Source organism: Actinomadura sp. NPDC048032 (assembly GCF_040653175.1).
GTDB classification, from domain to species: Bacteria; Actinomycetota; Actinomycetes; order Streptosporangiales; family Streptosporangiaceae; genus Spirillospora; species Spirillospora verrucosospora.
Genome location: NZ_JBEZJP010000800.1, coordinates 1 through 1,338 on the forward strand (window position 1 = coordinate 1; position 1,338 = coordinate 1,338).

General features: G+C 72.8%; 1 protein-coding gene. It reads left to right on the plus strand.

Annotated features, from left to right (window positions below):
- The first annotated feature begins 75 nt into the window (after positions 1–75).
- Positions 76–1,251: a lipid-transfer protein gene (locus AB0C69_RS42320; protein WP_360362603.1), complete on the plus strand. Its 1,176-nt coding sequence runs from the start codon at positions 76–78 to the stop codon at positions 1,249–1,251.
- The last annotated feature ends 87 nt before the right edge of the window (positions 1,252–1,338 follow it).

Sequence of the window (1,338 nt, forward strand, 5' to 3'; positions counted from 1 at the left end):
GCCCGCCGCGGGAACACAGGCCGTCGAAGCGCGGGCCGTCGAAGCACAGGCCGTCGAAGCACAGGGGAGCGGCGCATGAGCGTGCTGCCAGGGGCGGCCGCGGTCGCCGGGATCGGCGCCACCGAGTTCTCCAAGGAGTCGGGCCGCAGCGAGCTGCGGCTGGCCTGCGAGGCGGTCCTCGCCGCCATCGTGGACGCGGGGCTCCAGCCGTCCGACGTGGACGGCATGGTGACCTTCACCGCCGACACCAGCTCCGAGATCCACATCGCGCGCAACCTCGGCATCGGCGAGCTGAAGTTCTTCTCCCGGATCGGGCACGGCGGCGGCGCGGCGTGCGGCACCGTCCAGCAGGCGGCGATGGCCGTCGCGACCGGCGTCGCCGACGTCGTCGTGTGCTACCGCGCGTTCAACGAGCGGTCCGGCACCCGCTACGGCCTCGGGCAGGCCGACCGCCCGATGGACGTCAGCGCCGACAGCGCCGCCTACGCGTGGATGAACCCGTTCGGGCTCTCGACCCCCGCCCAGTGGGTCGCGATGTTCGCCCGCCGCTACATGCACGAGTACGGCGCGACCAGCGAGGACTTCGGCCGCATCGCCGTCGTCGACCGCAGGCACGCCGCCGCGAACCCGGCCGCGTGGTTCTACGGGCGGCCGATCACGCTGGAGGACCACCAGGCGTCCCGGTGGATCGCCGAGCCGCTCCGGCTGCTGGACTGCTGCCAGGAGAGCGACGGCGGTCAGGCCCTCGTCGTCGTCTCCGCCGAGCGCGCCCGCGACCTCCCGCACCGGCCCGCCGTGATCTGGGGCGCGGCGCAGGGGTCCGGCAACGACCAGCACATGATGACCAGCTACTACCGCTCGGAGATCACCGGCATCCCGGAGATGGGCCTGGTGGGACGGCAGCTCTACGGGCAGTCGCGGCTCACCCCGGCCGACGTCCAGGCCGCGATCCTCTACGACCACTTCACGCCGCTCGTCCTCCCGCAGCTGGAGGAGCTGGGCTTCTGTGCGAAGGGCGAGGGCAAGGACTTCGTCGCCGACGGCAACCTGGAGCTCGACGGCCGGCTCCCGGTCAACACCCACGGCGGCCAGCTCGGCGAGGCCTACATCCACGGGATGAACGGCATCGCCGAGGCCGTCCGGCTCGTGCGCGGCACCTCGGTGAACCAGCCGGGGGACGTCCACAACGTCCTCGTCACCGCCGGCACGGGCGTCCCGACCAGCGGCCTGATCCTCGGAGCGGACGAATGAATGAGCGGAGCGAACCGGGGGGTGTGGGGGGTCGTCCCCCCACGGGTAGCAGGGATGAGCGGAGCGAACCGGGGGGTGTGGGGGGTC